At 65.1% G+C, this 24,312-nt stretch carries 23 protein-coding genes; 11 read left to right on the top strand and 12 right to left on the bottom strand.

What is annotated here, in order from left to right:
* Positions 1–42: 42 nt before the first annotated feature.
* Positions 43–1,209 (bottom strand): hypothetical protein, encoded by a 1,167-nt coding sequence (locus AB5K84_RS13770; protein WP_441232517.1) that lies wholly within the window; start codon positions 1,207–1,209, stop codon positions 43–45.
* A gap of 224 nt (positions 1,210–1,433) precedes the next feature.
* On the opposite strand from AB5K84_RS13770, the gene AB5K84_RS13765 reads away from it, so the two are divergent.
* The 7 genes from AB5K84_RS13765 to AB5K84_RS13735 all read left to right on the top strand — a co-directional run bounded on the left by AB5K84_RS13765 (position 1,434) and on the right by AB5K84_RS13735 (position 9,076).
* The gene (locus tag AB5K84_RS13765; protein ID WP_441232516.1) at positions 1,434–2,537 is read left to right on the top strand and encodes an NAD(P)/FAD-dependent oxidoreductase; all 1,104 of its coding nucleotides are present in this window, start codon (positions 1,434–1,436) and stop codon (positions 2,535–2,537) included.
* Positions 2,538–2,791: 254 nt separating this feature from the next.
* Entirely contained in the window at positions 2,792–2,914 is a 123-nt protein-coding gene (locus AB5K84_RS13760; RefSeq protein ID WP_256380425.1) for a hypothetical protein, read from the top strand.
* 98 nt (positions 2,915–3,012) lie between these two features.
* Positions 3,013–3,888, top strand: a complete 876-nt coding sequence (locus AB5K84_RS13755; RefSeq protein WP_110117013.1) for a branched-chain amino acid ABC transporter permease — start codon at positions 3,013–3,015, stop codon at positions 3,886–3,888.
* 1 nt (position 3,889) lies between these two features.
* Positions 3,890–4,816 (top strand): branched-chain amino acid ABC transporter permease, encoded by a 927-nt coding sequence (locus tag AB5K84_RS13750; protein ID WP_441232515.1) that lies wholly within the window; start codon positions 3,890–3,892, stop codon positions 4,814–4,816.
* The gene (locus AB5K84_RS13745; protein ID WP_304567499.1) at positions 4,816–6,297 is read left to right on the top strand and encodes an ATP-binding cassette domain-containing protein; all 1,482 of its coding nucleotides are present in this window, start codon (positions 4,816–4,818) and stop codon (positions 6,295–6,297) included. Before AB5K84_RS13750 ends, AB5K84_RS13745 begins: the two co-directional genes overlap by 1 nt.
* Before the next feature lie 40 nt (positions 6,298–6,337).
* Positions 6,338–7,576: an ABC transporter substrate-binding protein gene (locus AB5K84_RS13740; RefSeq protein WP_271551265.1), complete on the top strand. Its 1,239-nt coding sequence runs from the start codon at positions 6,338–6,340 to the stop codon at positions 7,574–7,576.
* A gap of 189 nt (positions 7,577–7,765) precedes the next feature.
* Positions 7,766–9,076, top strand: coding sequence for an ABC transporter substrate-binding protein (locus AB5K84_RS13735; protein WP_441232514.1), 1,311 nt, complete (start codon positions 7,766–7,768; stop codon positions 9,074–9,076).
* A 209-nt stretch (positions 9,077–9,285) separates the two neighbouring features.
* Here AB5K84_RS13735 and AB5K84_RS13730 read toward each other — a convergent pair whose 3' ends face one another.
* From AB5K84_RS13730 to AB5K84_RS13690, 9 genes are all read right to left on the bottom strand, one after another.
* Positions 9,286–10,455, bottom strand: coding sequence for a Gfo/Idh/MocA family protein (locus AB5K84_RS13730; RefSeq protein WP_028176131.1), 1,170 nt, complete (start codon positions 10,453–10,455; stop codon positions 9,286–9,288).
* A gap of 43 nt (positions 10,456–10,498) precedes the next feature.
* Positions 10,499–10,795, bottom strand: coding sequence for a septal ring lytic transglycosylase RlpA family protein (locus tag AB5K84_RS13725; RefSeq protein ID WP_161533776.1), 297 nt, complete (start codon positions 10,793–10,795; stop codon positions 10,499–10,501).
* Positions 10,796–10,899: 104 nt separating this feature from the next.
* A complete protein-coding gene (locus AB5K84_RS13720) occupies positions 10,900–11,745 on the bottom strand; it encodes a CmcJ/NvfI family oxidoreductase (RefSeq protein WP_441232513.1) in 846 nt (281 codons plus the stop codon).
* 360 nt (positions 11,746–12,105) lie between these two features.
* On the bottom strand, positions 12,106–13,044 hold the full coding sequence (locus tag AB5K84_RS13715) for an ABC transporter substrate-binding protein (protein ID WP_441232512.1): 939 nt from the start codon (positions 13,042–13,044) through the stop codon (positions 12,106–12,108).
* Positions 13,041–14,141, bottom strand: coding sequence for an LLM class flavin-dependent oxidoreductase (locus AB5K84_RS13710; RefSeq protein WP_441232511.1), 1,101 nt, complete (start codon positions 14,139–14,141; stop codon positions 13,041–13,043). Before AB5K84_RS13710 ends, AB5K84_RS13715 begins: the two co-directional genes overlap by 4 nt.
* A gap of 30 nt (positions 14,142–14,171) precedes the next feature.
* A complete protein-coding gene (locus tag AB5K84_RS13705; RefSeq protein WP_441232510.1) occupies positions 14,172–15,344 on the bottom strand; it encodes an acyl-CoA dehydrogenase family protein in 1,173 nt (390 codons plus the stop codon).
* Positions 15,338–16,138, bottom strand: coding sequence for an ABC transporter ATP-binding protein (locus AB5K84_RS13700; protein ID WP_441232509.1), 801 nt, complete (start codon positions 16,136–16,138; stop codon positions 15,338–15,340). Before AB5K84_RS13700 ends, AB5K84_RS13705 begins: the two co-directional genes overlap by 7 nt.
* The gene (locus AB5K84_RS13695) at positions 16,132–17,154 is read right to left on the bottom strand and encodes an ABC transporter permease (RefSeq protein WP_441232508.1); all 1,023 of its coding nucleotides are present in this window, start codon (positions 17,152–17,154) and stop codon (positions 16,132–16,134) included. The genes AB5K84_RS13700 and AB5K84_RS13695 overlap by 7 nt, the downstream gene beginning before the upstream one ends.
* The gene (locus tag AB5K84_RS13690; protein ID WP_441232507.1) at positions 17,132–18,232 is read right to left on the bottom strand and encodes an ABC transporter substrate-binding protein; all 1,101 of its coding nucleotides are present in this window, start codon (positions 18,230–18,232) and stop codon (positions 17,132–17,134) included. The genes AB5K84_RS13695 and AB5K84_RS13690 overlap by 23 nt, the downstream gene beginning before the upstream one ends.
* A gap of 473 nt (positions 18,233–18,705) precedes the next feature.
* Between AB5K84_RS13690 and AB5K84_RS13685 the strand changes: the two genes are divergently transcribed.
* Complete coding sequence (locus AB5K84_RS13685; RefSeq protein WP_441232506.1) at positions 18,706–19,692, top strand: ABC transporter substrate-binding protein; 987 nt, start codon at positions 18,706–18,708, stop codon at positions 19,690–19,692.
* Positions 19,693–19,811: 119 nt separating this feature from the next.
* Here AB5K84_RS13685 and AB5K84_RS13680 read toward each other — a convergent pair whose 3' ends face one another.
* Positions 19,812–20,240 (bottom strand): hypothetical protein, encoded by a 429-nt coding sequence (locus AB5K84_RS13680; protein WP_038966491.1) that lies wholly within the window; start codon positions 20,238–20,240, stop codon positions 19,812–19,814.
* A gap of 334 nt (positions 20,241–20,574) precedes the next feature.
* Between AB5K84_RS13680 and glgC the strand changes: the two genes are divergently transcribed.
* From glgC to AB5K84_RS13665, 3 genes are read left to right on the top strand one after another with little or no spacing between them, the layout of a single operon-like run.
* Positions 20,575–21,837, top strand: a complete 1,263-nt coding sequence (gene glgC, locus AB5K84_RS13675) for a glucose-1-phosphate adenylyltransferase (RefSeq protein WP_161533769.1) — start codon at positions 20,575–20,577, stop codon at positions 21,835–21,837.
* On the top strand, positions 21,834–23,291 hold the full coding sequence (gene glgA, locus AB5K84_RS13670; protein ID WP_441232505.1) for a glycogen synthase GlgA: 1,458 nt from the start codon (positions 21,834–21,836) through the stop codon (positions 23,289–23,291). Before glgC ends, glgA begins: the two co-directional genes overlap by 4 nt.
* 45 nt (positions 23,292–23,336) lie before the next feature.
* Positions 23,337–23,597: a SemiSWEET transporter gene (locus AB5K84_RS13665; RefSeq protein WP_011089200.1), complete on the top strand. Its 261-nt coding sequence runs from the start codon at positions 23,337–23,339 to the stop codon at positions 23,595–23,597.
* A gap of 25 nt (positions 23,598–23,622) precedes the next feature.
* On the opposite strand, the gene AB5K84_RS13660 is transcribed toward AB5K84_RS13665, so the two are convergent.
* The gene (locus AB5K84_RS13660; RefSeq protein ID WP_441232504.1) at positions 23,623–24,096 is read right to left on the bottom strand and encodes a Crp/Fnr family transcriptional regulator; all 474 of its coding nucleotides are present in this window, start codon (positions 24,094–24,096) and stop codon (positions 23,623–23,625) included.
* Positions 24,097–24,312 lie beyond the last annotated feature (216 nt).

Raw genomic sequence — 24,312 nt, 5'->3', positions numbered from 1 at the left:
GCTGACCTCAGCTGAGGTCAGCACCGGAGGCGGCACGGCCCGCTAATCATCGCCACGCTTCGGCGGCGCCGGCACAGCGGTCCGATTGGCGGGTACGATCTGCGGCTGGAACGCGAACACCTCGCGGCTGCGGTCGTCCACGAACACCTTCAGCCAATGCACGTCGTTGTTGCCGTTCGCCTGATTGTCGCCGAAGGTCTCGACGCGGATGAAGTTTTCGAGCCGCCGGCCCTTGGCATCGAGGAATGGCCGGTCGATACGGAAGTAATGGGAGTCGCCATGAACGTAGGCGACGGGCTTGCCGAAGGCGACCACCTCATCGCGCAGCGCAACCAGGAAAGCCTGGAAACCATCCGGATTGGCGTCCGTTTGCGCAAGCGTCTTCGGGTCACGCAACGGCGCGCGGGTTCCGTCCGACTGATCCCAGCCCGGGTCCGCCTGCGAGATGAACATGATGGCCGCGGCGCGATATGTTCTCGCCATCTCGAAGGTCTGCTGCATCCAGAGGATGTTGGCGTTGTTGCGCGCGGCCCATTCGGCGTCGTCCGGCAACGTATCGCAACGATTGTTGCACGATCCCTGAATGTTGAGCGTGGCGTAGACGACGCCCTTCATGATCCAGCGGCGGTTTTCGACGCACCCGGTCAGCTGGTTGTTGTGATCGAGGCACAGCTTGTCATGCTGCACCTGCTGCTTGATCGGCCGCTGGCCAAGGGAATAGTCAGTGCTGAAAAAAACCTTCCGCTCGTGGTCGAGCCTGTCGCGCGAGTTGAACGAGCCGTTCGCCGGCCGGTCGCAGTCGGTCCAGTCATTGTCGCCGGGGGTCACCATCGCAGCGGATTTCAAGGCATTGAAATATCCGAGCCCCTGCTGATACAGAGCGTCACTGCACGTCGTGGGAGTCACGGATCCCGGCGTGCCGCTGCCGGCTTTCAGGTCGCCATCATGCACCGTGAAGGCCAGCTTCTGGTCGTTCATGTCGGCGATCAGATTCGGCACGCCGACCTGCGCCTGGAGGTCGGAATATGGCAAATCGCCCCACAGCCCGATGGCATAGGCCCGGCTCTCGCCTCCCCTGCCCCGGTCGTCATCGTCAGCATGCGCGCTGACGATCGAACAAATCGCAAAGCAGGCTGCAAGCACGAGAAAACTCATCTTGCGCAGCCTGCCGTAGACGTCTTCCAACTTCCCTTCGCGAAGTCTCGTCATCGTCGCTCCCTAGAACAGCTTTGGACAGAACAAGGCTCGCCGCAGGCAGCAACGTTGAATTGTCCTGCGCCAGACCCGATCTACGAAAATGAGAAGAAGCCCCCACCTGCGGCTTCAAATTGCCGCAGTGAACGTATCCACCGGGTATGACGCCCGCGTGAAACATTTTGAAACACGGCACAGCTGATGAAGTCGCGAGCCGCGGGATCGACAAGGGAGAGAACATGCGCGTTGTGGTCTGCGGCGGCGGCGTGATCGGGGCCTGCGCGGCATATTTCCTGCGCCGCCGCGGCATCGACGTGACCGTCGTGGAACGGACCGAGGTCGCGGCCGCCGCGTCGGGCAAGGCCGGCGGCTTCCTGGCACGGGACTGGTGCACCGGCACGCCGCTCGATGCGCTGGCCCGGCGCAGCTTTGCGCTTCACGCGCAACTGCCGGAGGAGATCTCGGGCGATTGGGGCTACCGGACGATGACCGCCTATAGCGGTTTCGTTGCGTCCGACGGCGACGCGCGCCGGGATGCACCGTCCGCGCTTGGCTGGCTCAGCGACGGCGTCGTCATTGCACAGCGCATCGGCACGGCGGAGACGACTGCGATCGTTCATCCCCGCAAGTTCACGTCGGCCGTGATGAACGCAGCGCTGGCGCAAGGCGCGGAGCATCGCCCCGGCCGCGTCACCGGCATCACGCGCGGCACCGACGGAGCGACAGCCACGGGCGTCGAGATCGATGGCGACCTCATCGAGGCGGATGCCGTCGTGATCGCGATGGGGCCGTGGTCGCTGCTCGCGGCGCAATGGATGAGCCTGCCCGCCGTCTACGGCCAGCGCAGCCCCAGCATCGTCTACGACACCGCCGCCGACGTGCCAGCCGAGGCGTTATTCCTGGAGTGCGAGGAAGACGGCAGCGCAGTGTCGATCGAGGTCTTCCCGCGCGCGGACGGCAGCACGCACGTCACGGCCCTTTCCGACATCGCGCCGCTGCCGCTCGATCCCGCCGCCGTGGCGCCCGATCGCGATGCGATCGCGCGGCTGCAAACCATGTCCGAGCGGCTATCGCCGCTGTTCCGTCCCGAAAGGATCATCGCGCAGCAGGCCTGTTTCCGTCCGGTGACGCAGGACGGCTTGCCCTTGATCGGCAAGGTGCCGCGGAGCGATGGCCTCTATGTTGCGACCGGGCACAATGTCTGGGGCATCCTCAATGCGCCGGCGACGGGGGAAGCGCTGGCAGAACTGATCGCTGAAGGCGCAACGCGGGAGATTGACGTGTCGCCATTCGACCCCGCCCGGCTGACACCGCTCGATCCATCCCTGCTGCAAGCACGCTGAAGCGCTCGCCGACATCGCGGCTCCTCAACCGCCGATTGCTCTCAGCCTTTGATACTCACGCATGCCCGCCGACGGAATCTGCATGCCTGCAGCAGGATCAGTGTCTCACGCCTCTTTTGCCTGCAATTTACGCAGCGCTAGACTTTAGTCCTCTCTCATAATCCTGAACGCAGTTTCACTTGCCGGGGAAGTCTCGGCCGGTATAGTCGCGACACAATGGCTCACAAGAGGCCTGTTCAAAGGGAGAGAACAACATGAAGAAACGACTCTCTGTTGCATTGCAATTGGCGCGCGACACGGCCACGGCCGGCGCGCCGAAGGACGTTGCAAAGGCCGACGTCTGGCTTCCCAGCCTCATCAAACCCATCACAGGCTGATCGGGACTGCTCTCCGGGCGTGAGCTCGGAAGCGTTCACATGCGCTCCATACAGCACCTTCCCTAAAGGAGGCAGCTCGTCTGCCCGGCCAATCATCAATGCGAGCTTTCCAGATCCTGATCGATGGCTTTGCCATCAGCGCTCTCTACGCTCTCGGTGCCACCGGCTTCACGCTGATCTTCGGCGTCTCCGGCGTGCTCAACCTCTCCCACGGTGCCATCATGGTAGCGGCAGCCGTCGCCGCCTGGGCCGCCGCCAGCATCCTGAACGTCGGCACCTATGCCGGCGCGCTGATCGGGGTCGCGGTCGCCCTCCTTACGGCCTTCGCCACCTATTTCGCCGTGGTGAAGCCGATCCAGGATTCCCGGCGCATTCCGAATGAGGAGAAGGAAATCTTCGTCCTCACCGGCACGCTGCTATGGGGCATCATGATCCAGGAGCTGATCGCCTATTTCTTCACCAACAACGCCAAGACCGTGCTGCCGATCGTCGAAGGCGTCGTCGAGATCCTCGGCGTGCGCACGCCGAAGAACGAGATCTTCACCGCGATCGTCTGCTGCCTCGTCATCGCGCTGCTGTGGCTGCTCGTGAACCGCACCCGCACCGGCAAGGCGGTGCTGGCGGCCTCGATGAACCCGCGCGGCGTCACGCTGCTCGGGCTGGAGCTCACCAACATCTACATCGTCGTGTGGGCGATCTACGGCATCCTCGCCGGCATCGCCGGCGTGCTGCTCGGCATGTTCCTCGGCGTCAGCTCCTACAGCGTCGGCCCTCTGACGGCGAGCGCGTTCTCGATCGTCGTGCTCGGCGGGCTCGGCAGTGTCTCGGGCTCGCTGATCGCGGCCTTCGTGGTCGGCTATCTCGAAACGCTGACGGCCTATCTGGTCTCGCCGGCCTATCGCACCATTCCGGCGCTGCTGCTGCTCGTGTTCGTGATGTACATCCGGCCCCAGGGCCTTCTGGGGAGGCGCTGAGATGTCCACCTTCTTCACTTCGCGCCTGTTCTTCGTCTCGCTGGCGCTGGTCGTGATCGCGGCGACGCTGCCGCTTTATGTCTCCGGCTACGTGCTGGGCCTGCTGACCGTCGCCTTCTATTTCGGCGTGTTCGCGATGGCCTGGGACCTGCTGTTCGGCTTCGCCGGCGAGGTCAATTTCGGTCCGACCTTCCTGATCGGCGTCGGCGCCTACACCGCCGGCATCCTCAACGCCCAGTTCGGCTGGTCGGTCTATCTCTGCATCGTGCTCGGCGCGCTTGCCTCGGTCATCGCCGGCCTGGTGCTGGCGCTGCCGGCACTGCGGGTGCGCGGGCCCTATTTCGGCCTGACCACGCTGGTCGCAGTCTTGATGCTGCAAAATTTCATCGTGGTGTTCGCCGACCTCACCGGCGGCGAGATCGGGCTCACCATCCCCGACGTCATCAGCATCAATGCCGACACGAATTACTGGATCGCGCTCGGCTTCATGACCATCTCGGCCGCGATCCTCTATGGCCTGTCGCAATCGCCGATCGGCCTCGTGCTGCAGGCGAGCGGCCAGGATCCGGTGCAGGCCGGCGCGCTCGGCTTCAACATCGTCAAGCACAAGCTCGCCGCCTTCATCGTCAGCGCCTTCTTCTCCGGGCTGTCGGGTGCGCTCCTGGTGTTCTATTTCGGCACCGCCTCGGTCGGCACCGTCGTCGACGTCGCGGTCGGCGTGAACGTGATCGTCTCGGCCGTGCTCGGCGGCCGGCGCACCGTGCTCGGCGCGGCGCTGGGCGCGATCTTCCTGATCGTCGCCGGGGAATTCCTGAGGCCCACCGGCGAGCTTGCGACCTTCATCGTCTCGGCGGTCGCGCTTCTCGTCGTGCTGTTCTTCCCCGGCGGCTTCCTCGGAGCGGCCCTCTCGCGCGAGGCTCGCTCGTGATGGATATGAGGCTTTCAAACCGGGCCGTGCTCGAAGTCCGCGGCCTGACCAAGCGCTTCGGCGGCCTGACCGCGGTGAAGAATCTCGGCTTCGAGGTCAACAGCGGCGAGATCTTTGGCCTGATCGGGCCGAACGGCTCCGGCAAGTCGACCGCGATGAAGAGCGTGATGGGCATCGAGCGCCCGACATCAGGCGAAGTGGTCTTCGAGGGCGAGGACGTCGCGGGCCTCCCCGCGCACAAGATCGCGCGCAAGGGCTTTGGCATGGTGTTCCAGCACTCGCGGCCGCTGAACCGGCAGACCGTGCTGGAGAACATCATGGTGGCGCTGCTGCCGGACAGCCTGTTCATGCTGTTTCCGGACAAGGCGCTGGTCGAGCGCGCCAAGTGGATCGCCGACCGCGTGGGCTTAGGCAACGTCATGAACCGCCGCCCGCCGACGCTGCCGTTCGCTGATCTGCGCCGGCTCGAGCTCGCCAAGGCTATCGCCCGCGATCCAAAAGTCGTGCTGGTGGACGAGCCCTTTGCCGGGCTGACGCGGGCCGAGGTCGATATCTTCTCCGACCTGATCCGCAGCTTCCGCGATGACGGCCGCGCGGTGATGCTGGTTGACCACAACGTCAAGAGCGTCGCAGCGCTGGTCGACCGCGTGCTCGCGATGTATCTCGGCGAGGAGATCGTCACCGGCAAGGCCGACGACGTCATGAAGAACGAGACGGTGCGGCGGGTCTATCTCGGCGGCGCCATCGAGACCCATGCGCGGCCCGAGACCAGCTTCAAGGACAAGGTGCCGCTGCTCCAGGTCGAGAATGTCAGCGTGTTCTACGGCAAGGCGCAGGCGCTGGACAACGTCTCGATCCACGTCCACGAAGGCGAGTTCGTCTCGGTCGTCGGCCTCAACGGCGCCGGCAAGACCACGCTGTTCAACACCATCTCCGGCTTCCTGCCCTATAGCGGCGAGATCGTGCGCGGCGGCGACAGACTGCGCGGCACCAGCCCGGCCAGGATCGCGCGCAGCGGTCTCGTGCAGTGCCCGGAATCGCGCGAGCTGTTCGGCGAGATGAGCGTGCGCGAAAATCTCGATCTCGGCGGCCAGCATCTGTCCGACGACAAGCGCGCCGCGCAGCTCGCCTGGCTGTTCGAGCTGTTCCCGATCCTGAAGGAGCGCCAGGGCCAGATGGCACAGACGCTATCCGGCGGCGAGCAGCAGATGCTCGCGATCGGCCGCGCCCTGATGATGCAGCCGCAGATCCTGATCCTGGACGAGCCGACGCTGGGCCTTGCCCCCGTCATCCTCGAGCAATTGTCCAAGGCGCTGACGAAGCTGCGGCAGACCACGTCGATCACGGTGCTGCTCGGCGAGCAGAACGTCACTTTCGCGCTACCGCACGCCGACCGCGTCTATGTGCTCGAACACGCCAGGATCGTCTGGGAGGGCGATCCCGGCCGCTTCGCGAGCGAGGCCGGCGCTGATTTTCTTTAAGTCCGTCAACATCAACAAAAAACATAGAAGGGAAACGACCATGCGACCATCGACCATCCTGAGCGGCAGCTTCCTCGCCTCCGCGCTGGCGCTGTGCCTCGCCGCCCCCGCCTACGCGCAGTCGAACGATCCGATCAAGATCGGCGTCATCGCCGAAGTGCAGTCGATCGCGGGCGCGGCGACGCCGGGCGGCGCGCAGATCGCCGCCGACGAGATCAACGCCAAGGGCGGCATCCTCGGCCGCAAGATCGAGATCGTGACCTATGACAACAAGAGCTCCTCGGCGGACTCCGTGCGAGCGTTCCAGCGTGCGGTGAGCGAGGACAAGGTCTCCGCCGTGATCGCGAGCTATATCAGCGAGGTCGTGCTGGCGCTCGAGCCCTGGGCGGCGCGCCTGAAGATGCCGCTGATCACCCCCGGCGCCGCCTCCAACGAGATCACCAAGGCAATCCACAACGACTATGAGAAGAACAAGTACACCTTCCACGGCTATCTGACCTCGGCCGCGCAGGCCCAGCTCGTCTGCGACGCCGCCAAGGACCTGCTCGTCGACAAGCTCAAGTTCAAGACGGTCGCGATCATGAGCGAGGACGCCGCCTGGACCAAGCCGCTCGACGTCGGCTACGAGGCGTGCCTGCCCAAGGCCGGGCTGAAGGTCGTCGAGCACGTGCGCTTCTCGCCGGATACCACCGACTTCACGCCGATCTTCAACAACATCGAAGGCAAGAAGCCCGATGTGATCGTGACCGGCATCTCGCATGTCGGCGTGCAGCCGACGGTGCAGTGGAAGAACCAGCAGGTGCCGATCCCGATGTTCGGCATCAGCGCGCAGGCGCTGAGCCCGACCTTCTGGAAGGACACCAATGGCGCCGCCGACGGCATCCCGTCGCTGGCGGTGGCCACTCCGGATGTCGCCGTGACCTCCAAGACGAAGCCGTTCGCGGCCGCCTTCAAGGCCAAGTTCGGCTCGCCGCCGGCCTATACCGGCTACACCGCCTATGACGAGGTCTACTTCATCACCGAGGCGATCAAGCGCGCGGGCTCGACCGATCCCGACAAGATGGTCGCCGAGATCGAGAAGACCGATTACGAGGGCACGATCGGCCGCATCCAGTTCTACGGCAAGGACGACGAGTTCACCCACGGCATCAAGTCCGGTCCCGGCGCCGTGACCGGTCTCGTCTTCCAGTGGCAGGACTCCAAGCAGGTCGTGGTCTGGCCCGAGAAGATCGCGGAAGGTAAGCTGAAGTTTCCGAACTTCGTGAAGCTGTCGCAGTAACCGGCTCGCACCGGCATCAGGCCCATCGCTCCGCGGGGAGCGGTGGGCTTTTTGCTGTCTTTCGCAGATGCGTTGTGCGGCGGCGCACCGCGTATCGACCTTGGGCGATGTTGACTTTCCGCCGTCCCCCTCCCCATACTTCGCAAAAAGATAACAACCAATCATAAGACGGTCTTGAGGGAGGATAGGATGCCGACTTCACGCAGGCAGTTGCTGAAGAGCTCGGCGGCTGCCGCCGCCGCACTCAGCCTCGATTGGACAAGGGCCCAGGCGCAAGCCGAGACATTGCGCATCGGCCTGATCTACGACCTCACCGGCCCGTTCGCCGCCGGCGGCTCGGTCGCCTCGTCAATCGGCGCGCAGATCGCGATCGATCTCGTCAACGAGAAAGGCGGCATCGGCGGCAAGACCAAGATTGCTCCGGTCGCTGCGGATTCCCAGAGCAAACCCGACGTTGCGATCAACGAGGCCGAACGCCTGATCAGCCAGGAGAAGATCGACATCATCAACGGCGTCTATGCGAGCTCGCATGCGGTGCCACTCGCGGCGAAGGTCGAGCAGCAGAAGAAGATCCTCTGGATCACGACCGCGGTCTCGACCGCCGTGTTCAAGGACAAGAACCTGCAATACGTGTTTCGCGCGCAGATCCATTCCGACCAGTATGGCCAGGCTTTTGCCGGTTTCCTCGCCGAGCATGCGAAAGCAAAACTCGGAATGGATCCCAAGGAGGTCAAGGTCGCGCTGATCCATGAGGACGGCCCCTACGGTGTTGGCGTCGCCGCCGCCGACGAGGCCTACGCCAAGGAGGCCGGCATCCAGGTGGTGCTGCGTGAGGGCTATTCGGCCTCCGCGCCCGACCTCTCGGTGCTGGTGACCAAGATCAAGCGCGCCAAGGCCGACGTGATCTCTCATGCCGGCTACAACCCCGACATCACCCTGTTCCTGCGCCAGGCGCGCGAGAGCGGATTGCGCTTCAAGATGCTGTTCGGCGCCGGCGCCGGCTACAGCCAGCTCGACAAGCTGCGCTCCACCTTCGGTCCCGACATCGACAATTTCTGCAACATCGATCCCGTGCCGGCGCAATTGCTCGATCCGGCAAAGCTCGCACCGGGTATCGGCGATCTGACCAACGCCATGGTCACGCGCTACAAGGCCAAGACCGGCGCCACCGACGTGCCGCCGCACTGCTCGATGGGCTTCAACCAGACCTGGGTGCTGCTCAACAACGTGCTGCCGGTCGCCAAGGAAAAGTACGGCAGCTTCGAGCCCGAGGCGATCCGCAAGGCCGCGCTCGACGTCGACATCCCCGCCGGCGGCACCATCCAGGGCTATGGGGTAAAGTTCTTCCCGCCGGGCACGCCGCTCTCCGGCCAGAACGAACGCTCGACGCCGGTCGTGATGCAGAACGCCGGCGAGCACATCTCGGTGGTGTGGCCGACCAACATCCGCACACAGGACCCGGTGTTTCCGCTGCCGAAGGGCTCGACCTACGGGGCGTGAGGGGTTCTTCGCCTCTCCCCGCTTGCGGGGAGAGGCCGGAATACGCGCGATGCGCGCGGATTCCGGGTGAGGGCGAGTCTCCGCGAACTCCGCTATCACCGTCCCCGCGGCGACTCCCCCTCACCCCAACCCTCTCAGCGCGAGCGAAGCTCGTCGCGGCCCCGCAAGCGGGGCGAGGGAGCTCGGTCCCGCCGCGGTAACGATCTCCCCTACAACACCACCCGCCGTCCCTCTTCCGCGGCCCAATACCCCGCGTAGTTCACCTTGATCGTCTCATACGCCAGCGCGAGGTCCGACAGCGGCTGCCGTCCGGTCGCGGCGCATTCCATGAAGTCCTGGATTTCCTGCAAATAACCGCGCGTCCACTCCTCCTCGAGGCAGACATATTGCCAGCCGGTTTTGCGGTCGACCTTTTCGGTGATGTAGACGTTTGCGAGGTTCTCCTCGGAGGTCTGGTAGCTCATCAGATGCGTGTTCGGGGTGATGTTGGCGAACAGCGAGCCGCCGCTCGTATAGGTCTCGATCAGGTTGCGCACGCCGCCCATGATCATGTCGCCGGAGAACACGGTGGCCTTGGTGCCGTCGGAGAACGTCGCCGTCAGCGTGCCCCAATCCTCGACATCGACGGGGTTGGCCTTGATGTAGGTGCGCTCCTCCGGCTTCAGGCCAGCGGTGACGTTGCCGACATCGCCGGTGACGCTGGCGACGCGGATGATTTCACCGCGCGCCCTGGCCTCGACCTGCTTGAGATAGAGCACGGCGGAGAGCGGATGGCAGCCCATGCGGATCAGCGAGCCGCCGCCGGTCATCGCCCATTGCGCGGCGTGGGCCGCGTGCGAGCCGGAATGGCTCTCCTCGCCCTTCATGAACAGGATCTTGTCCTTGGTCGCCTTGATGATCTCGGCGGTCTTGGTCACGGCCGGCGCGTAGATCCAGTCCTCGGCGTACATGAAGAGTTTCCCGGTGCGCTCGATCGCGGCGCGCGTCCTGTCCATCTCTTCGATCACGCGCTCATACATCAGCGCCTTCGGCACGTGCTTGCCGATCGGCTGCGTGTCGCCCTCGCGGCCGAAATAGCCGGCGAACGGCTTTTCGCAGATCACGTGCTTGCCGGCCTGCATGCTGGCGACGATCATCTCCGCATGAAGGTTCGGCGGCGTGCAGATGTCGATGACATCGAGCTCGCCGTCCGCGATCAGCTCGGCGAAGCTCCGATAAACACGCGGGATATTGTGATGCTGGGCGAACGCGACGACCTTGTCGCCGCGCGCAGCCACCGCCGCGACCTCGACGTCCACGCCATAGACGCGCCGGAACGCATACATGTGCAGCTCCGACACGAAGCCGCAGCCGACGAGTCCCACCCTGATCCTGGCCATAGCGCCCCCCTGCTTTGGGCGGCACTATAGCGCGCCCGGAGGCCTATTCCACCGAGACGCGCACCACGCCCGCGCTCATCATGCCGAGCGCGCGGGCGGCGGGCACCGAGAGATCGACGATACGGCCGCGGATGAACGGGCCGCGATCATTGACGCGACACTGGATCGAGCGGCCGCCGTAGGACACCTTGAGCACGCTGCCAAACGGGCGCGTGCGGTGGGCGCAGGTCAGGTCGGCGCCTTTGCCTTTTCCGTACCCGTAATATGAGGCAAGTCCGCTTTCGGCATGCGCCAGAGAAAATGTGGCAAGACAAAACAATAAAGTGGTCAGCGCTCGCACGGCACCGCTCCCCGGTTGGCCCTGCCCCGCGCTGCAAACGTCGCCTTGTTCCCCTAGGTTCCGGGAACACTGCCGGGTCACCCCGGCAGTGCCATCACACATTGTTACTGTTTGTGGAACACCAGCGTGCGCAGCTCGATGCTCTCACGTGGCGGCGCATCGGCGGGCGTGGTCGGATCGACAAAGGCGGTATGCGGCCCGAAGCGGGTGCGGCCGTCCGTTGCGGAATCGTAGCACTTGAGCAGAAGCGCCTCGTCCGGCGTCATCTCCGGGAAATAGAACCAACGGTGGTTCGGATTGTATTTCACCGAATAGGTCTCGCCGCGGCGATTGGGATAGATCAGGTCGGAGGCGATGAGATCCTCTGGCGCCACCGTGGTGCCGTCGGCCATCGCCAGCGGTGAATCGCGCAAGGGGCCGCGGATCGGCCGCCAGAGATTGATCACCTGCACACGCCCCTTCAGAAGCTCGTCGGCCTCGTCAGGCAGATGCTCGCGCACGCGGTTGGCGCCGGAGACGGCGGTCTGGTCGACATGGACACGCGTCGCCGGCTGACGCGGGCCACCATCGCGAATATCCGGGGCGCCCTCGACGCGCCTCCGCACGGTATGGTCGAAGATGACGACGCGATCGGCCTTCAGCGTGGCACGCAGGAACGCCTCGACCGCGGGATAGTAGACCGCGCGTATTTCCTCGTCGTTGTAAAAATCCTTCACCTGGGTCGGATGGCGCACCAGCGCAAAGCCTTCGCGGTCGAGCGAGATATTGTTCGCGATCAGCCGCGCGTCGAAGATCGGCACCTGATGCGGCTCCGGCAGCGACGTGCTCTTCGGCTCGCCCGGCGGCGGATCGAACGCGTAGGTGCGCGGCTTGCCTGAAATCGGCGCGAGGTAGTTGAGTTCGGCGGTGACGAAAGGAAGCGATTCGATTCTTGTTTGTTGCAGGCCCATGGCCGGTCTCCCGATGTGGTCGTGGGATTGATTTTTGACGGGGTAGAGCGCGCCGCAAGGGAGGTGACGCAAATAGCAATGCAGCTGTTGTTAAGCGGAGGGAACGCAGAACGAATCTGTCGAGAACGGCGGTCGCTCTGGCTACGTTCTTCTCGCTTCACGGATGCTTGAGGGCCTCGTCAACCCTCGTACCCCGCCGCCGTCATTCCGGGGCGCCCGCAGGGCGAGCCCGGAATCCATCGGGCCGCAATCTTTGTAGATCGATGGATTCCGGGCTCGCGACTTCGTCGCGCCCCGGAATGACGCCGGTCCAGCACTTCACGCCAGAGCGCGTCCGGGACACGCGAGTGTGCCTAGCAGCTACAGCCCCGCCTTCGCGATCGCATCCGCAAAGGAGCGGTCGACGATCTCCGCCGCATCGAGCTTCTGCTTGATCAGGCCCCAGCGGAGGTACAAATCGATCGTGCCCTGCTCGTCCGCGACCACACCGTCGTCGATTGGCGCGATGCGGATTTTTGCACGCGACAGCCAGTTTAGCGGCACGGCGGTCGGGATGTTCATCAGCCTGCCCCAGGTCGCGGCATAGCTATCAACGTTGTTCAGCGACCACGCCCGCGCGGCGGTGAGGCGGCGGATGAAGTCGGTCAGTTCGGCACGCTTGTTCCTGATAGCGTCGGGCCGCGCCACCTGAAAACTCAGGCCCGGCGTCAGGCCCTCCGAGGTGATGATGCGGCGCGATTTGAACAGTACCTCTTCCTGGCTCACATAAGGCTCCCAGGTCGACCACGCATCCACGGAGCCGTGCGTGTAGGCGATCTTGGCATCCGAGGGCGCGAGGAACGCGATTTGCACGTCGCTCTCACTCCAGCCGCTTTTCTCCAGCGCGGCCAGGATCAGCTGATGGCCGATCGAGCCGCGGCCGGTTGCGATCTTCTTGCCGCGGAGGTCGGCAAAACTCCTGATCGGCGAATTCTCGGGCACCAGGATGGCGAGCCCCTCGCGCGTCTGCCGGATCGCGGCGATCGCCTTCACCGGCGCGCCGGAGGCGGCAGCGAAGGTGAAGGGCGCGTCACCAACGAGGCCGGTCTCGATCGCGCCGGCGCTGAGCGCCTCCAGCAGCGGTGCGGCGGCCGGAAACTCCTTCCACTCGATCTTGTATGGGACATCCTTGAGCTGGCCTGCCGCTTCCATCACAGCCTGCGCATTGCCCTTCTGGTCGCCGACGCGGAGCGTGGCTTGCGCTGCCGCCAGTTCCAACGAACCGAGCAGCAGCGCGCCGGCCAACATGAGGCGGATCATTCAGCCGCCTCGCCGCGGGCGACCTGACGCTTGGCAACCAGCTCGCGCGTCAGCGGGATCAGCTCGCGGCCATATTCGATGGCGTCGATCAGCGGATCGAAGCCGCGGATCAGGAAATGGCTGATGCCGAGGTCGTAATAGTCGCCGAAGACTTCGGCGACCTGCTCGGGCGTGCCGACCAGCGCCGTGGTGTTGCTGTTGGCGCCGGTGAGCTTTGCGATCTCGGTCCAGAGCCGCTTGTCGATGCGGCTGCCCTGGTCGGCGAGCGCGAGCAGGCGCCGCGCACCGGCGGTGGCGTGGCCGTCGGCGGGCTTGCGATAGCCGGTCTTGTCCTGAAGCGCAGTGGCGCGCGCCAGGATTTCTTCCGCCTTCTCCCAGGCCTGCTTTTCGGTGGGCGCAATGATCGGGCGCACCGAGAGGCTGAAGCGCGGCGTCTGCCGGCCCTGCCGGACCGCGGCATTGTGAACGCGGGACGTGACGTCGCGCACCTGCGCATAGGATTCGCCCCACAGCGCGAAGGTGTCGGCGTGCTTGCCGGCGACGTCGATCGCCGCGTCCGAGGCGCCGCCGAAATAGACACGGATGCCCTCGGGACGATACGGCTTCACCTGCGAGAAGGCATTCTCGATCTGGTAGTACTTGCCCTTGTAGGTGAACGGCTTGTCGCTGGTCCATTCCAGCTTGAGAACATCGAGGAACTCGGAGGTGCGGGCGTAGCGCTCGTCCTTGTCGTCGAGCGTGTTGCCGTCCTGCCGGAGCTCGGTGGCGTTGCCGCCGGTGATGACGTGAAGCGCGACGCGGCCGCGGGAAAACTGGTCGAGCGCTGCGAACTGCCGCGCCAGCAGTGTCGGCGCGGTGAAGCCGGGCCGCTGCGCGATCAGCACGTTGAGGCGGCTGGTCGTGTTGAGCACGTGCTGGGCGACCTGGAGCGCGTCCGGCGTCGTCGAATGAAACGCCAGCAGCGCACGATCGAAGCCGGCATTCTCATGCGCCTTGGCCACCGTCTCGATGTGGGTGGGGTTGAGGACCGGCCCCTCTCGGACGACAGTTTCGGACGAATTGTTGTTGCTGATGAAGCCGATGAACTCGATCGACATGATCGTCTCCCTGATTGTCTTGCGGAAAAGCTAGAGGTCCAGTGCGGCGCGGCCGAGGCCGGTGCGCGTGGAATCGTCCTGCGGCGTGTGCACGCGGCCGCACAGCACGTCGCGATAGTGCCGCTCCAGTGGATTGGTGCGAGAGAGGCCGTGATTGCCGGTAAGCGACAGCGCGTCCTCGACGGCGGCCACGGCATTGTTGGTGACGGCGAGCTTGATCACATTGGACTCGGCCGCCGAGAGCTCGACACCGTCGTCGAAGTCGCCGGCAAAAGAGGCGATCAGCCGCGCATTGACCGCGAGCCGGGCCTCGACGGCGCCGAGGATCTCCTGCGCACGCGGCAGAGTCGCGAGCGGCGCGCCAAGGCTGGCGGGGACGCGTTGCTTCAGGAACGAGATCAGCCAGTCGCGCGCGGCGCGGGCGACACCGTCATAGATCGCGGCAACGAAGATGGTGTGCACGGTCGCCTGCGTGACGTCAGGTCCGCGCCAATCGGCGGGCTTGCGGACATCGACCTCGGAATCGAGCGGGATCACGACGTCGTCGAAGATGACGTCATGGCTGCCGCTCGCGCGCAGGCCGTGATGGTCCCATGTCTCGACGATGCGCGTGCCCGGCAGGCCCGCCGGCACCAGGAACTGTCCGACCCGCGGCTCCGCCTCGTCGGTCCGGGCCCAGACCAGATACCATTTCAGGATCGGCGATCCCGTCGAATAGATCTTGTGGCCGGTCAGGCGCCAGCCGGTCTCGGTGCGCCGCGCGATCGTCGCCGGCAGGCCGCCGCGCGCAGGCGAGCCGAGCTCGGGCTCGACGCGTAGCGCGTTGACGAGTGCAAGGCCTTCGACAGTCTCACGCGCAAGCTTGCGCGACAACCGGGCGGGCCAGGTCGGACTGCGCGCCATGACGAGATGATTGATGTAGTGCATCGACAGTACCAACGCGGTCGACGGATCGGCCTTGCCGATGATGCCGATGACGCGCGCGGCGTAGCGCGCACCGGCGCCGGCCCCACCATGGACTGCGGGAACCGTCAGCGACAGCAGGCCCGCTTCCGACAGCTCGCGAAAATTCTCGAACGGGAAGCTGCCGGTGCGGTCATGCTCGGCCGCGCGCGCGGCAAAGCCTTCGGCCAACGCCTCGGCGCGGGCGATGTAGTCGGGTTCGCTGTGCGCCGTGCGGCCCTTGGGTGCGGAAACTACCATGTGGCGTCCAACCCCAACAGACCAAGGATCTGGCGGCGCAGATCCGCAAGATATGGATCGCCGCGATGGCGTGGATAGGGCCGGTCGACGCGGATGTCGGCCTTCACCCGGGCCGGGCGGTCGCTGAACGCGATGACGCGGTTGGCGAGCACCAGCGCCTCCTCGGCGTCATGCGTCACCAGCAACGTCGTGAAGCCCTTGCGCTGCCAGAGCGCGACGATCTCGGCCTGCATGGTGATGCGGGTGAGCGAGTCGAGCTTGCCGAGTGGCTCGTCGAGGATCAGGATTTTGGGATCGTTGACCAGTGCACGCGCCAGCGCGACGCGCTGCGCCATGCCGCCGGAGAGCTGGTGCGGATAGGCGTTGCGGAATGACGCAAGGCCGACCAGATCGAGCGCGTCATCCACGCGCTGCCGCTGGCTCTTGAGGATGCCCTGGGCCTCGAGGCCCAGGGCGACGTTGTCCCAGACCGACCGCCAGGGAAACAGAGTCGGATCCTGGAACACGACGACGCGCGAAGGATGCGGCCGGGTGATGCGGGCCTCGTCCTCACGCAGCGTCCCCGCCTTGGGCTTGTCGAGGCCGGCAACGAGCCGCAGCAAGGTCGACTTGCCGCAGCCGGACGGGCCGAGCAGCGCGACGAACTCGCCCGGCTCGACCGAGATGCTGACGTCGATCAACACCGGCAGCTCGGCACCGTCGATGTCGAAGGCATGGCTGACCTGCTCGATGTCGAGCGCGGCGCCGGCGGCGGGATGCGTGGCGACTTCGGCCAGTGCGGCTGCGGCTACCATTTCACGGTCCCCTTCTGCCAGACCAGGAGGCGATCGCGGATCCAAAACAGCAGCGTGATTGCGCCGGAGCAGAGCAGCGACATCACGATCAGCGCCGCGTACATGTTGGCGTAAGCCGCCCAGCCCTGCGCCCATTGCAGATACCAGCCGAGGCCGGCCTTGACGCCGATCATCTCGGCGACGACGAGCACGGCAAAGGACGAGCCGAGCCCCATGAACAGGCCGACGAACACATGCGGCAGTGCCGCGGGGATCGCGACCTTCAGCACCAGGAAGGACGGCTTTGCGCCCAGCGTGCGCGCGACGTCGTAATAGGCGTTGCTGACGCTCGCGACGCCCGACCAGGTCAGCACGGTGACGGGAAAGCCGGTCGCCAGCGCGATCAGGAAGGTCGAGGCGCTCCAGCTCGACGGGAAGGTGAAGAAGGCAATCGGCAGCCAGGCGGTCGCCGGCAGCGGGCCGATGAAGCGCAGCACCGGATGCACCCAATAGCCAACCGCACGCGACCAGCCGATCGAGACGCCGGTCAGGAATCCTATCGTGGCGCCGATCAGATAGCCGCCGAGCTGGAGCTTGACCGAGGCGAACACGCTGTCGAGCAGCTTGGGCAGGTCGTCGGTGTAGACTTCGATGATCGACTGCGGCGGCGGAAAGAACGGCAGCGGCAACCAGGCGAATTTTGCGGTAGCGACTTCCCACAAGGTCAGGAAGGCACCGAGCGCGACGAGCCAGGGCGCGCGCTCATGCAACGCCTTGCCCGCCGAGCCGAGATAGTCGGCACCGACGGTGCCGAACAGCGCGACGGCCGCGATGACGAAGGCAGCGATGCCGAGCGAATGCGTGCGCGACCAGTCGCCGACATCTTCCCACCACAGGCAGGACAGGCCGAAGGCGATCCAGGCGACGCTGGCAAGAATACCGACACCGGATTCACGGATCCAGCTCGCAAGCAGCGGTGCGCGGGCGAGGCGTGGTGCGCCGGAGGCAAGGCCGTCAGACAGCGAATACGTCGACATAGATGCGCTCCGCGAATTTGGCAGTATCGGTGCTCTGCTTGAAGACCTGCACGCTCTTCAGGTCGTCGGCATAGGCCTTGAGCTCGCGCTTCAGCACTTCGCCGACGGGATGATGGTGGTGGGTGTGGTAGCGCACCATGCCCTCGATATCGGCAAGCGTCGCCGCTTTCGGTGCGTAGGGCTGGAACGATTTTGCGGCCACCGCCGGGTTCTGCGAGGTGAACATCGCGGCATCGAGCAGCGCCTGCGTGATGGCACGGGCGACCTGCGGCTCCTCGCGCACCAGGCTGCCGCGCAGGCCGACGATGCAGCAGCTCTTGTCGCGGTATTCGCCGTCGAGATTGGAGGCGACTTCCTTGTACTGGCTGTCCTTCAGCCAGAGATAGGCGAGCGGATCGGACGACAGGAAGGCCTGAACCTCGCCCTTCTCGACCGCGACGTTGAGGAGATTGCCGGGATAGGCGCGCCAGTCGACGTCCTTGACCGGATCGATGCCGAGCTTTGCCAACTGGATCGAGAAGAAGTTCTTGTCGGGACCGGCGAGATCGCCGACCGCGACGATCTTGCCCTTGAGGTCGGCCAGCTTGCTCACGCTGGAATCGGTGCGCGTCAGCACGCGCATGCAGCCGCCATGGGTGCCGGCGGCGATCTTGACGTCAAAGCCCTGCTCCAGCGGCTTCAGCCAGCGCAGCGCCATGCCGAGACCGGCATCGCTCTTGCCGGTCGCGATCGCTTCAAGGAGCTGGTCGGTCGAGCCGGAATAATTGACGAGCTCGACGTCGAGATTCTGCTTCTGGAAGAAGCCGTGCTCGATGGCGACGGGCAGCGGCGCGAGGCAGACCGCGCCGGCATTCCACGACAGTTTTAGCTTACGCGGGGCACCCGTCAGCGCGGGCGCGTCAGATGCCGTCCGGCACAGCGGTAACTCGGAAAAATCGATGCCGGATCCGATTGGCTGCGGCGCGAAGGCCTGTGCGCCGAGCGCACCGAGCGGTGCGGCGAAAGCCGCAGCCAATCCCGCCTGGAGCAGATGGCGACGGTGGAGACTCGATCCGCCGCGCTTGTTCTCGTTGTTCATCGGCCCTGGCTCCTGCGCTGGCACGTCTCCGCCGTTTGCGCAACGAATGCCGTTGCGCATGTTCCGTACGGAGCTGCGTTGAGAGAATGTCTTTCCGTCGGCGCTCCCGGCGCCGCGTTGATGCGATGCGCAAATCATGCGGCGCGCTCGCCGCATCGTCAATGAAATGGAATTTCGAATGTTGCGCGAAGCGAAGTCATTCTCTCCATCGTCGCGTCCAGGAACGGTGAAAGGATTTTCGCGGCCGGGTCCGTTCGCAAGCTCCATCACGACTGCGGCATCCGCATCGTTGCAGCGGTGCTTTGCAGCCGGCGCACGTCGCTTTCTCGAAAGCGATCGTTGAAACGTCCTTGCCGATCGCGCGCGCAATACGGTTGGCCATTTCATTGACTGCGCATCGCGCGCTCATAGACTTGATCGTCCCGCTGCATCGTTCGCTCACGCGCCGTGAGCAAACCAACAAGACAGATCACATGAGCATCAACTCTTCCTCTCTCGATCATTCCCTGACGCGCCGGCTTGCGGCGTCGCTGCTGGCGGCCACCATCACCTTGTCGACGGCGGCCGCATCGCTCGCGGCCGACACCGTCGTGCTGCGCGTCGGCGACCAGAAGGGCGGCAATCGCTCGCTGCTGGAGATCTCCGGCTACGCGAAGGACCTGCCCTACAAGATCGAATGGTCGGAATTCCCGGCGGCAGCTCCGATCCTCGAAGCGCTCAATGCGGGCGCGCTCGACGTCGGCTACACCGGCGATCTGTCCTTCCTGTCGGTCTATGCGGCGGGTGCGCCGATCAAGGCGATCGGCGGCACGCGCTCGGATGCGAAGACGCAGGCGATCCTCGTGCGGCAGGATTCGCCGATCAAGTCGGCCGCCGACCTCAGGGGCAAGCGCCTCGCCGGCACGCGCGGCGGCTGGGGTCAGTTCTTGATCGACGCGACGCTGGAGAAGGCGCAGATCAAGCTGGAGGACGCGACGTTCGCGCCGCTCGGCCCCGTGGATGCCAAGATCGCGCTGGTGGCGGGCTCGATCGACGCCTGGGCGGTGTGGGAGCCCTACGTCTCCTACGCGACGCTGAAGGACAAGGCCCGCGTGATCGCCGACGGCGACGGCCTGACGCCGACGATCACCTTCATCGTCGCCTCCGACAATGCCATCGCCACCAAGCGCGCGGCGGTGCAAGACCTGGTGCAGCGGTTGAACAAGGCACGGCTGTGGTCACTGGATCATGTTGCCGAATACGCCAGGAGCACGGCCGAGCTGACCAGGCTGCCGGAGGACGTGCTGCAGTCGGCCTACACCGCGCAACGCACCAGCCCGATCGTGATCGACGAGAACGTGGTGAAGGAGATCCAGGCAGCTTCGGACCGCTCGACGCGCTACGGCATCCTGCCGAAGAAGCTCGACGTCAACCAAGCCGTCGACCGCAGCTTCACCGCGGCGGCCGCCGGGTCGAACTAGGCGGAGGCGGCGGGATGCGCAGGCTTCGCCTCAAGGCCGGCCCGCTGCATCTCGCCGCGATCGTGCTCGCGCATCTCGCCTGCATGAGCCTGATCGTGTGGCTCTCGCTTTAACCGCGATCACCAATATCCGCGGTAGTACGGGCGCGCATACGGCCGGTAATAGCCGTAATAGGGCCGATAGACCCGGCGGTAGCCATAGTATCGCGGATAGGCATAGGCCGGCCCGTAGCCGTAATAGGCCGGCGCATAACCATAGCCATATCCAGGATAACCATAGCCACCGTAATACGGGCCGCCGCCGTAATAGCCGTAGCCGTAAGGCGCGCTGCTGGCGATGGCGCCGCCGATGATCGCGCCGACCGCGAGGCCGCCGAGGCCCCATCCCCAGCCGCCGCCGCGCCAATGCACCTGCGTGACGTCGTCGCCGGCCGCAGCCTTCATGGCCGCGACATTGGTCGGCATCGGGGCTGCTGCGGCCTGCCCGATTTGGCCAGCCATGACCGCACCTGCCAGCGAACAGGCAATTGCCGTTGTCCAGATCCTCATCGTCTTGCTCCCTCTCGGACGTTTCGCCTGGAAAAAGGATCGCAGGCGTATGATCGGGCATCCTTGCGCCAAGTCAAACGCTCGATTCTGCGTGCGGCGCACAAGAGAGCCCATGCATGCCTCAATTGTGGTCAGGCTCGCCGCGCCGGGATGACACCGATGCGACGGCGCCTGCGCCGCGCACGACGGCAAAGCATTAAGCTTCCCGCGCGTTCGCAACCAACAACCACCTTCCCGATTTACTATTCGTACCGTTACTATTGGTTCCAATGGTGCGCGGCCGAGAGGCATCTCGCGAGGGCTCCGACTTGCGCCAGAAGAGTGGGAGGATGACATGAGTGCCGTCGGAAATGAGCCGCTCGCCCGTCAGGCGCTGGCGTTCGTCCTGGCTGGCGGACGCGGCAGCCGGCTTCTGGAGCTGACCGACCGGCGCGCCAAGCCGGCGGTCTATTTCGGCGGCAAGTCCCGCATCATCGATTTCGCGCTGTCGAACGCGGTGAACTCCGGCATCCGCCGCATCGCGGTCGCCACCCAGTACAAGGCGCACAGCCTGATCCGGCATCTTCAGATGGGCTGGAACTTCTTCCGCCCGGAGCGCAACGAGAGCTTTGACATCCTGCCCGCGAGCCAGCGTGTCTCCGAGAACATGTGGTATGTCGGCACGGCGGACGCGATCTACCAGAACATCGACATCATCGAGTCGCACAACGCCCGATTCATTGTCGTGCTCGCCGGCGACCACATCTACAAGATGGATTACGAGGTGATGCTGCGCCAGCACGTCGATAGCGGCGCCGACGTCACGGTCGGCTGCCTCGAAATGCCGCGCGCGGAATCCTCCGGCTTCGGCATCATGCATATCGACGAGAACGGCTGGATCCAGGAGTTCCTGGAAAAGCCGGCCGATCCGCCGCCGATGCCGGGCAAGCCGGACGTCTCGCTCGCCAGCATGGGCATCTACGTGTTCGATGCGAAATTCCTGTTCGACCAGCTCAAGCGCGACGCCGAGGACCCGAGCTCGAACCACGATTTCGGCAAGGACATCATTCCCTACATCGTCAAGAACGGCCGCGCGATCGCGCACCAGTTCTCGACCTCCTGCGTCCGTTCCGGCAGCGATCCCCGCGCCTACTGGCGCGACGTCGGCACGGTCGACGCCTATTGGGCGGCCAACATCGACCTCACCGACGTGGTGCCGGAGCTCGACCTGTTCGACCGCGCATGGCCGATCTGGTCCTACTCGGAGATCACGCCGCCCGCCAAGTTCGTCCATGACGAGGAGAGCCGGCGCGGCCAGGCGGTGAGCTCGCTGGTCTCGGGCGGCTGCATCATCTCCGGCGCCTCGCTGCGCCGGTCGCTGCTGTTCACCGGCGTGCGCATCAACTCCTATGCCAATGTCGAGAACGCCGTGATCATGCCCTATGTGAATGTCGGGCGCGGCGCTCGCTTAAAGAACGTCGTGATCGACCGCGGCGTCGAGATCCCCGAGGGGCTCGTCATCGGCGAGGATCCCGAGCTCGATGCAAAGCGCTTCCGCACCACCGAGCAGGGCATCTCCCTCATCACCCAACCGATGATCGACAGGCTGAATACATGACGCCTGCTCGCGTCCTCGCGGTCGCCTCCGAAGTCTATCCCATCGTCAAGACCGGCGGCCTCGCGGATGTCGCCGGCGCGCTGCCGATTGCGCTGAAGGCGCACGGCGTCGAGATGCGCACCCTGATGCCGGGCTATCCCGACGTGATGCGGCTGCTCTCGGGCGCGGAGGAGATCCGGCGCTGGCCGGATTATTTCGGCGGGCCGGGCCGGCTGCTCGCCGGCGCGCATGACGGGCTCGACCTGTTCGTGCTCGACGTGCCGCATCTCTACGCGCGGCCGGGCAACCCTTACGTCACGGCCGACGGTGTCGACTGGCCGGACAACGGCGTGCGCTTTGCGGCGCTGTCGCGCGTGGCGGCCGACATCGGCCACGGCCTCGTTCCGGCCTTCGTGCCCGACATCGTGCACGCCCATGACTGGCAGGCCGGGCTCGCGCCCGCTTATCTGCACTACGACAATCGTCCGCGTCCCGGCACCGTGATGACGATCCACAACATGGCCTATCAGGGCAAGTTCGCTCCTGAGCTGATCGGTGCGATCGGCCTGCCGTGGAGCTCCTTCGACGTCAACGGCCTCGAATATTTCGGCGGCATCAGCTTCCTGAAGGCCGGCCTGCAATTCGCCGATCGCATCACGACGGTGTCCCCGACCTACGCGCGTGAGATCCAGAGCGACGAAGGCGGCATGGGGCTCGGCGGCCTGCTGCGCGCGCGCGCGGGCGCATTGAGCGGGATCCTCAACGGCATCGACATCGCGGTGTGGAATCCGCAGACCGATTCGCACATCGCCTATCGGTTCGGCGCGGAGGACCTTACGTTCCGCGCTGCGAACAAGGCGGTGCTTCAGCAACAATTCAATCTCGATTCCTCGGACGAAGCCCCCCTGCTCGGCGTCATCAGCCGGCTGTCCTGGCAGAAGGGGCTCGATCTCCTGCTCGAGGCCATTCCGACCATTTTGGGCGAAGGCATGCAGCTCGCGCTGCTCGGCAGCGGCGACCGCGATCTCCAGGATCGCTATCAGGCCGCCGCCCGCGCGAATCCCGGCCGGATCGGGGTCGTGATCGGCTACGACGAGATCCTGGCGCATCTGATCCAGGCCGGCTCGGACGCGCTCATCGTGCCGTCGCGGTTCGAGCCGTGCGGCCTGACCCAGCTCTGCGCGCTGCGCTATGGCGCCGTGCCGATCGTCTCGCGCGTCGGCGGCCTCGAGGATACCATCGTCGATATCGGCGAGGCGGACGCGTCCGGCCGCGAGGCCACCGGCTTCAAGTTCGGCCCGGTGACGGCGGATGCCCTCGCCGGCACGCTGCGCAAGGCCAACACGGCTTTCCACGACAAGCTGACCTGGCGGCAGCTGCAACGAAACGGCCTTGCGACCGACGTCTCCTGGCGCAGCCGCGCCGGCGACTATGCAGCGCTGTATCGGAGCCTGATCGAATCGCGCCGCGCCTAGCACGTACCGGCTGAGCCCACGCCGAATCCATGTTATAGGATCGGCATGGACCCGTTCTTGATCAAGCTGATCGGCTTTGCTGCCGCCACCTGCACCACCGTCGCCTACGCGCCGCAGTTCATCAAGGTCTTGAAGACCCGCTCGGCGCGCGACATCTCGCTCGGCATGTTCCTGGTCATGGTGCTGGGCCTGGCGCTCTGGCTGATCTACGGCCTGCTCAGCGGCGACGCGCCGCTGATCGCCTCGAACGCCGTCACCATGCTGCTCGCCGGCGGCATTCTGGTGATGAAGCTGAGATACGGCTGAGCTTCCTGATGCCTCGGATTCTTGTTCAGTCGGAAAAACGAAGCCGCTGGTATTGCAACTTCACCGCACGGTAGCATTCGCAGGTGGCCTTGTTGAGCTCGGCGACGTTGACGATCTCGATGTGGCCGCGGCTGAATCGAATGACGTTCGCCTCCTGAAGGGCATGGGCGACGAACGAGACGCTGTTCCGGCGAACCCCGATCATCTCGGCCATCAATTCCTGCGTAAGCTTGAAGCGATCGCGGCCGGATAGATCCCGAACGCGCAAGAGGCATCGCGCCAATCTCGCCTCGACGGAGTGGGATGCATTGCAGCCCACGGATTGCTGGGCCTGAACGAACAGGGCCTGGCTGTGACGCGTCAGGCCATCCCGGAACTCGACACTCCGCTGTGCGAGAGCGCGAAGGCGAGCAGCTTCGATCTGCAAAGCCAGACCCGGCACCAATACGACAGCGTGCACCAGTGCGACGGGTTCTCCCAATACGCCAAAAGTACCCAAAATGGTGTCGGAGCGCCGGCACCATCAATTTCTTCGGAAAAATGTTAGAGCAATAGACACAACCATAGCGCGAATGTGAATCGAGCGATACGGTCAGGAGCACCCGCATATGCACTGTGGCGGGCGGATGGCTACGGGAGGGCGCGTGCGAATGTCACCCCGCCGTGAGGGCTCGTTACGAACAGCTCTGGGAACGGATCATGCCAGCAGGATCGA

The organism is Bradyrhizobium sp. 1200_D9_N1_1 (assembly GCF_052075915.1).
GTDB classification, from domain to species: domain Bacteria; phylum Pseudomonadota; class Alphaproteobacteria; order Rhizobiales; family Xanthobacteraceae; genus Bradyrhizobium; species Bradyrhizobium diazoefficiens.
Note: the sequence above shows the minus strand (reverse complement) of the source record. Positions and strands in the feature narration are given on the sequence as shown.